Origin of the sequence: Ramlibacter sp., from assembly GCF_036676645.1 — a bacterium.
Lineage (GTDB): Bacteria > Pseudomonadota > Gammaproteobacteria > Burkholderiales > Burkholderiaceae_C > Ramlibacter.
The window spans coordinates 1-7,109 of sequence record NZ_JAKFCM010000101.1; the positions used below are offsets into that span (position 1 = coordinate 1).

General features: G+C 70.0%; 7 protein-coding genes and 1 pseudogene. 4 read left to right on the top strand and 4 right to left on the bottom strand.

What is annotated here, in order from left to right; translation table 11 throughout:
• Positions 1-376: 376 nt before the first annotated feature.
• A complete protein-coding gene (locus V6M57_RS15165; RefSeq protein WP_332815837.1) occupies positions 377-1,654 on the top strand; it encodes an MgtC/SapB family protein in 1,278 nt (425 codons plus the stop codon).
• Positions 1,655-1,668: 14 nt separating this feature from the next.
• Here the strand turns inward: V6M57_RS15165 and V6M57_RS15170 are convergent, their stop codons facing one another.
• Together V6M57_RS15170 and V6M57_RS15175 are read right to left on the bottom strand one after the other, a co-directional pair.
• Entirely contained in the window at positions 1,669-1,956 is a 288-nt protein-coding gene (locus V6M57_RS15170; protein ID WP_332815838.1) for a GIY-YIG nuclease family protein, read from the bottom strand.
• A 490-nt stretch (positions 1,957-2,446) separates the two neighbouring features.
• On the bottom strand, positions 2,447-2,638 hold the full coding sequence (locus V6M57_RS15175; RefSeq protein ID WP_332815839.1) for a heavy-metal-associated domain-containing protein: 192 nt from the start codon (positions 2,636-2,638) through the stop codon (positions 2,447-2,449).
• 179 nt (positions 2,639-2,817) lie between these two features.
• Between V6M57_RS15175 and V6M57_RS15180 the strand changes: the two genes are divergently transcribed.
• The 3 genes and pseudogenes from V6M57_RS15180 to V6M57_RS15190 all read left to right on the top strand — a co-directional run.
• The gene (locus tag V6M57_RS15180; protein WP_332815840.1) at positions 2,818-5,031 is read left to right on the top strand and encodes a heavy metal translocating P-type ATPase; all 2,214 of its coding nucleotides are present in this window, start codon (positions 2,818-2,820) and stop codon (positions 5,029-5,031) included.
• Between the two features lie 21 nt (positions 5,032-5,052).
• Complete coding sequence (gene cueR / locus V6M57_RS15185) at positions 5,053-5,559, top strand: Cu(I)-responsive transcriptional regulator (RefSeq protein WP_332815841.1); 507 nt, start codon at positions 5,053-5,055, stop codon at positions 5,557-5,559.
• Positions 5,560-5,620: 61 nt separating this feature from the next.
• Positions 5,621-5,740: pseudogene (locus V6M57_RS15190) on the top strand (AbrB/MazE/SpoVT family DNA-binding domain-containing protein); the annotation flags it as partial.
• Positions 5,741-5,826: 86 nt separating this feature from the next.
• Here V6M57_RS15190 and sugE read toward each other — a convergent pair.
• Positions 5,827-6,144: a quaternary ammonium compound efflux SMR transporter SugE gene (gene sugE, locus V6M57_RS15195; RefSeq protein ID WP_332815842.1), complete on the bottom strand. Its 318-nt coding sequence runs from the start codon at positions 6,142-6,144 to the stop codon at positions 5,827-5,829.
• 166 nt (positions 6,145-6,310) lie between these two features.
• A complete protein-coding gene (msrA, locus tag V6M57_RS15200; RefSeq protein ID WP_332815843.1) occupies positions 6,311-6,850 on the bottom strand; it encodes a peptide-methionine (S)-S-oxide reductase MsrA in 540 nt (179 codons plus the stop codon).
• Positions 6,851-7,109 lie beyond the last annotated feature (259 nt).

Here is a 7,109-nt window from a genome sequence, read left to right on the forward strand (position 1 = left end):
CACCGACGCGATTGCCAGTTGGCGTCGAGTGCGCCATCGGCTGGCGGAGCCGCCGCGCCGACGATCGCTGCAACGGGTCAGCATTCGAATTGCTTTAGGTTAGCGCTGATGGGCGTTCGCCGGGATGACAAAGTCCTGTGTCATTGCGGGCTTGACGGAGCCTGCCCCGGACTTGATCCGGGGCAATCCATCACCCGACGCTTGAACACCGCCAGCGCCGTGCAGTCCACGGGAGATGGATCCCGCGTTCGCCGGGGTGACATACGACGGTTCGCCGGGGTGACATACAACGGTTCGCCGGGATGACATGCGACGGTTCGCCGGGACAACGTGCAATAGCCGCCATTTGCAACCTTCCATGGTGCAATCCACCTCGATGAGCGACCTCCCCTCCGACCTGCTTCCTACCCTCCAGTCCGTCGGGGGCGCGGTGGCGAGCGGGTTGCTGGTGGGCCTGCAGCGCGGATGGCAGGCGCGCGATCGGCCGGAGGGCGGCCGCGTGGCGGGCCTGCGCACATTCGCATTGATCGGCCTCCTGGGCGGCCTGCTCGGCTGGGGCTGGCCGGGCTCGCCCGGGCCGATCGCCGCCGGCCTGCTGGCCACCGGCGCGCTGTTCGTGATCTCGTGGCAGCGCACCGCCTCCAGCACCGGCAGCCTGAGCATCACGACCGCGATCGCGGCGCTGGTCACCTTCGTGCTCGGCGCCGCATCCGGCCAGGGCTACCCGCTGCCCGCGGTCGGCGCCGCCGTGCTGGTGGCGCTGCTGCTGGACCTCAAGGGACCGCTGCACCGCGGCCTGCGCCGCATGCAGGCCGCCGAACTCGATGCCGTGCTGCAACTCGGCGTGCTCAGCGCCGTCATCCTGCCGCTGCTGCCCAACGAGGGCTTCGGCCCCTACGACGCCATCAATCCCTTCCAGTTGTGGCTGGCGGTGATCTTCATCGCGGCGCTGTCGCTGCTGGGGCATGCGGCCAGCCGCTGGCAAGGCGTCCAGCACGGCCTGTTGTGGGTGGGCTTGCTGGGCGGACTGGCGTCGTCCACCGCCGCCACGCTGGCCCTGTCCCGTTCGGCCGGCGCCACGCCGGCCCTGGCCCGGGCGGCCGCCGCAGCCGTGGTCGCCGCCAACGGGATGATGTTCCTGCGCATGGCCGTGGTGGTCACGCTGCTGCAGGCGGGGACCGCGTTGCGGCTGGGCGGACTGCTGGTGGCCATGGGCGTGGCGAGCTTCGCGGCCGCTGCGCTGCTGTGGTGGCGGCGCGCATCGGCGCAGGACGGCCGGGTCACCGGCGAAGCCAAGCTGTTCGACCTGGGCACGGCTTTCGGCTTCGCGCTGGCGCTGGGGGTGGTCTCGGTGCTGGTGCACGCCGCGCAGGACCTGCTGGGCACCCGCGGGGTGTACGCAGTGGCTTTCGTCTCCGGCGCCGTGGACGTGGACGCGATCGTGATCTCCAGCGTGCAGATGCTGGGCAGCGGCGCGCTCGCGGCCGAGGCCACCGCGACCGCGATCGTGCTGGCGGCGGTGGCGAACATGCTGGTGAAGTCCGGCATGGCCGCTGCGCTCGGGGGCCGCGCTCTCGCCGGGCGCGTGGCGGCCGGCTACCTGGCTGCTGCGGCCGCCGGCGGCGCGATCACCGTGGCGGCGGCGCTGGTCTGACAGGGCCGCGTGGACTATCCCAGGATCGAGGGGTACAGGTCGCGCCAGTCCGGATTGCTGCGCTCGATCAGCTCGATCTTCCAGGCGCGCTTCCAGTCCTTCAGCTGCTTTTCCCGGGCGATGGCGGCGAGGACGTCGCCGGTGGAATCGAACCACACCAGGCGCTTGATGCCGTAGCGCCTGGTGAAGCCATCCGCGAGGCCCTCGCGGTGCTCGTACATGCGGCGCACAAGGCCCCTGGTGACGCCGACATACAGCGCGCCGTTGCGGCGGTTGGCGAGCAGGTAGACGTAGTAGTTCACCGGCGGATGCTCGCGCGCCGGTGCGTTCTCGGCATCCTTCGGGGTGAGGACCTGGAGCGGCCCGCAAGGGCACCTGACTTTGTCATCCTGGCGAACGCCGGGATCCATCTCCTGCGGACTGCATGGCGCCGGCGGTGTTCAACGGTCGGGTGATGGATTGCGGGTCACGCCCGCAATGACACGGGACTTTGTCATCCCGGCGCAGCCAGGCTTGTCATCCCGGCGAACGCCGGGATCCATCTCCTGCGGGCTGCATGGCGCCGGCGGTGTTCAACGGTCGGGTGATGGGTTGCGGGTCACGCCCGCAATGACACGGGACTTTGTCATCCCGGCGCAGCCAGGCTTGTCATCCCGGCGAACGCCGGGATCCATCTCCTGCGGGCTGCATGGCGCCGGCGGTGTTCAACAGTCGGGTGATGGATTGCGGGTCACGCCCGCAATGACACCTTTGGGCCGCAATGACACCTTTGGGCTGCAATGGGACCCGGCCTCAAGCCGGCGGATAGCCCGCCTCCGCCAGCGCGGCGGCGAACTTCTCCTTCGGCTGGGTCGACTCCACCGTGGCCCGCTTGCGGTCCAGGTCGACCTGCACTCGGGCTTGCGGGTCGACCTCGTGCGCGGCCTCGGTGACGGCCTTGACGCAGTGGCCGCAGCTCATGTCGGGCAGCTTGAATTCATGCATGGAGAACTCCTGTAGGAACGAATCGCCACTCTGGAGCTTGCCACGGTGGCAAGGTCAAGGCCGCCCGAGCCGCGAGCCGGCAAGTCGGCCAAGGCCGGCGGGCCGGCGCCCCACCCTGAGCCGGTCATTGAATCCAGCCCGCTTGACCTTACCATGATGGAAAGGTTCAGACTGCCTGCATGACGACCGCCACCCTCCCCCTCCCACCCTCCTCGCCGCCGGTGCGGCTGCAGATCGAGGGCATGACCTGCGCCTCCTGCGTCAACCGGGTGGAGAAGGCCCTGAAGAAAGTACCCGGCGTCGCCACCGCCGAGGTCAACCTCGCCACCGAAACCGCCGAGGTGTGCCTGCTCGATCCCGGCACCGACGTGTCCACGCTGTCCGCCGCCGTCGCGAAGGCCGGCTACCAGGCCCACGTGCTGCAGGAGGACGAAGCGCCCGCCGAGCCGACCGACAGCGTGCTGCACAGCGCCTGGCCGGTGATCGCCGCGGCGATCCTGTCGCTGCCGCTGGTGGCACAAATGGTCCCCATGGCCACCGGCAGCGACTGGATGCTGCCGGGCTGGCTGCAATGGGCACTGGCCACCCCGGTGCAGTTCTGGCTGGGCGCGCGCTTCTACCGCGCCGGCTGGGCCGCGGTGCGCGCCGGCAGCGGCAACATGGACCTGCTGGTGGCGATCGGCACCTCGGCCGCCTACGGCCTGAGCGTCTGGCAGCTGTTCAGCCACGCCGGCCACGGCGGCATGTCGCACCTGTACTTCGAAGCGTCGGCGGTGGTGATCACGCTGGTGCTGCTGGGCAAGTGGCTGGAAGGCCGCGCCAAGCGCCAGACCACCGCGGCGATCCGCGCGCTCCATGCGCTGCGCCCCGACGTGGCGCGCGTGCAGCGCGACGGACGCGAAATCGAGCTGCCGGTGGCGCAGCTCGCGCTGGGCGACCGCCTGGTGGTGCGCCCCGGCGAGCGGGTGCCGGCCGACGGCGAAGTGCTGGAGGGCAGCAGCCACCTGGACGAATCCATGATCACCGGCGAGAGCCTGCCGGTGGCCAAGCACGCGGGCGACCGCGTCACCGGCGGCTCGGTCAACGCCGAAGGCCTGCTGCTGGTGAAGGCCACCGCGCTGGGCGCCGAGAGCACGCTGGCGCGCATCGTGCGGCTGGTCGAATCGGCGCAGGCGAAGAAGGCGCCGATCCAGCGGCTGGTTGACCAGGTCAGCGCGGTGTTCGTGCCGGTGGTGCTGGTGCTGGCGCTGCTCACGCTCGCGGGCTGGGGCCTGGCCAGCGGCAACTGGGAGGCGGCCATCCTGAACGCGGTGGCGGTGCTGGTGATCGCCTGCCCCTGTGCGCTGGGCCTGGCCACGCCCGCGGCGATCATGGCCGGCACCGGCGTGGCGGCGCGGCGCGGCATCCTGATCAAGGACGCCGAGGCGCTGGAGGTGGCGCACAAGGTCGACGTGGTCGCCTTCGACAAGACCGGCACGCTGACCGAGGGCAAGCCGCGCCTGGTCGCGGCTGAACCGGCCGGCATCGAGCGCGAGCAACTGCTGCGCCTGGCCGCCGCGCTGCAGGCCGGCAGCGAGCACCCGCTGGCGCGCGCGGTGGTGAACGCCGCGCAGGAGCAATCGATCGCGCCGCCGGCCGCCGAGGGCGTGCAGGCCGTGGCCGGCCGCGGCATCGCCGGCCGGGTCGACGGGCGCGAGCTGCGCCTGGGCAGCACCCGCTGGCTGAACGAGCTGGGCATCGCGGCCGGGCCGCTGGCCGACGCCGCGGCGCAGGCGCAGTCCTCCGGCCAGACCGTGTCGTGGCTGGTGGAAGTGGGCGCCGCCCCTCGCCTGCTGGGCCTGCTGGCTTTCGGCGACACGCTCAAGGCCAGCGCCGCCGACGCGGTCGCGCTGCTGCACCGCCAGGGCGTGCGCACCGCCCTGGTGTCCGGCGACAACGCCGGGGCGGCGGGCTCCGTGGCGAAGCAACTCGGCATGGACGACGTGCGCGCCGAGGTGCTGCCGCAGGACAAGGCGCGCATCATCGGCGAGCTCAAGGCCGCCAGCGGCACGGTGGCGATGGTGGGCGACGGCATCAACGACGCGCCCGCGCTGGCTGCCGCCGACGTCGGCATCGCGATGTCCACCGGCACCGACGTCGCCATGCACGCGGCCGGCATCACGCTGATGCGCGGCGACCCGGCGCTGGTGGCCGATGCGATCGACATCTCGCGCCGCACCTATTCGAAGATCCGGCAGAACCTGTTCTGGGCCTTCATCTACAACGTGGTCGGCATCCCGCTGGCCGCCTTCGGCCTGCTCAGCCCGGTGATCGCCGGCGCCGCGATGGCCTTCAGCAGCGTCAGCGTGGTGACCAATGCGCTGCTGCTGCGCCGCTGGAAGGGAGCGCGATGAAAGCGCGCTGGAGGAACTGAAATGAACGACCGCGTCGCCTCCGTGGGCCCCTGGAACATCGGCGAGGCCGCGCGCCGCTCGGGCGTGTCGGCCAAGATGGTGCGCCACTACGAGTCGCTGGGGCTGCTGCCGGCGGTGCACCGCACCGACTCCGGCTACCGCCAATACGGCGAGCGCGAGGTGCACACGCTGCGCTTCATCCGCCGCTCGCGCGACCTGGGCTTCTCGATGGCCGAGATCGCCGAGCTGGTCAAGCTGTGGCAGAACCGCCGCCGCTCCAGCCACGAGGTGCATCGCATCGCCAGCCGGCATGTCGAGGAGCTGACGCGCAAGCTGGAGGAGATGGAAGCGATGCGCCGCACGCTGCAGCACCTGGTCGACTGCTGCCACGGCGACGAGCGGCCGGACTGCCCCATCCTGGACGAGTTGGAGAGTGGCGGGCACGAGTGCCGCGAGCATGGGCAGTTGGCGCCGCCGCGGGGCGTCATGAAGAAGGGCAAAGCCGTGCTGCGGGCATTGGCTGAATGAGTCCACCCTGCGTACCACGCAGGGCATAACGCACGTTATGACCTTGCCCCAGGAGCCAGCCATGCATGTGCTGAAACTGACCCAGATCGGCAACTCGGTCGGAGTGATCCTGCCCGAAGTGCTGGCCAAGCTCAAGCTGGAGAAGGGGCAGACGGTCTTCGTCACCGAAACCAGCGAGGGCGGCAGCGGGTGAGATCAGCGAACCCGAGTTTGCGACCTGGCTACGCGAGCACGCCGTACCGAAGGGCGCCTGAATGGCGCACGCACTCACCCGTGCGTCAGTTTGAGCCCCACGATCCCCGCCAGGATCAGCCCCACGCACACCAGCCGCGCCACGGTGGCCGGCTCGCCGAACAGGACGATGCCCAGGATCACCGTGCCCATGGCGCCGATGCCGGTCCACACCGCGTAGGAAGTGCCCACCGGCAGCGTGCGCATCGCCCAGCCCAGCAGCACCACGCTGATCGTCATCGCGGCCACCGTGCCCACGGTGGGCCACAGGCGCGTGAAGCCCTCGGTGTATTTCAGGCCGATCGCCCAGCCGACCTCGAACAAGCCGGCGACGACGAGGATCACCCATGCCATGTGTGCCCCAGGAGTGCAAAGCGGGCGAGCCTAGCACCGGATGGGAGGTAGTTCTCCTTTCCTTCCGGGGGAAGTCCGGGATGGGGCCTCGGGCGCTGGGCAGTGGCGGCCGTGCGTGCCCCCACTCCGACCCTCCCCCAGAGGGGGAGGGAGAAAGCCAGGATCCCTAATCCTTGACCAGTTCCGCGAAGGTCTTGCGGAACTTGGCCACCTTGGGCGCGGCCACGGCGACGCAGTAGCCCTGGTAGGGGTTCTTCTCGAAGAAGTCCTGGTGGTAGTCCTCGGCCGGCCAGTAGTTGGCCAGTGGCTGGACCTCGGTGACGATGGGCCGGTCGTACAGATGGTCCCGGCTCATCTCGCGGATCATGTCCTCGGCGACCTGGCGCTGCTCGTCGGTGGTGAAGTAGATGCCGCTGCGGTACTGGGTGCCGGTGTCGTTGCCCTGCCGGTTGAGCTGGGTGGGGTCGTGCACCACGAAGAAGATCTCGAGGATCTGGCGCGTGCTGATCTGCTGCGGGTCGTAGGTGAGCTTGACGACTTCGGCGTGGCCGGTGCTGCCGCTGCAGACCTGCTCGTAGCTGGGGCGCTGCGCCGTGCCGTTGCTGTAGCCGGATTCGACGTCGGTCACGCCGCGCACCTTCACGTACACCGCCTCGGTGCACCAGAAGCAGCCGCCGGCGAGGACGATGGTTTGGGGAGCGGTCATGGGGGGCTTTCGGGGGAGGAAGAGGAAAGAAGAGAAAGGAAGAGACGAGCAAATGGGAGCGGCAGAGGGTTCACTTTAGCCTGTCATCCCGGGGCGCGCAGGCAGGTCATCCCGGCGAACGCCGACAGATGTCATTCCGGCGAACGCCCATCAGCGCTAACCTAAAGCAATTCGAATGCTGACCCGTTGCAGCGATCGTCGGCGCGGCGGCTCCGCCAGCCGATGGCGCACTCGACGCCAACTGGCAATCGCGTCGGTG

Excerpts from the sequence above, each read along its gene's own strand:
- msrA (WP_332815843.1), bottom strand. The coding sequence starts at position 6,850 with ATGACCGCTCCCCAAACCATCGTCCTCGCCGGCGGCTGCTTCTGGTGC.
- sugE (WP_332815842.1), bottom strand. The coding sequence starts at position 6,144 with ATGGCATGGGTGATCCTCGTCGTCGCCGGCTTGTTCGAGGTCGGCTGG.
- cueR (WP_332815841.1), top strand. The coding sequence starts at position 5,053 with ATGAACGACCGCGTCGCCTCCGTGGGCCCCTGGAACATCGGCGAGGCC.
- V6M57_RS15175 (WP_332815839.1), bottom strand. The coding sequence starts at position 2,638 with ATGCATGAATTCAAGCTGCCCGACATGAGCTGCGGCCACTGCGTCAAG.
- V6M57_RS15165 (WP_332815837.1), top strand. The coding sequence starts at position 377 with ATGAGCGACCTCCCCTCCGACCTGCTTCCTACCCTCCAGTCCGTCGGG.
- V6M57_RS15180 (WP_332815840.1), top strand. The coding sequence starts at position 2,818 with ATGACGACCGCCACCCTCCCCCTCCCACCCTCCTCGCCGCCGGTGCGG.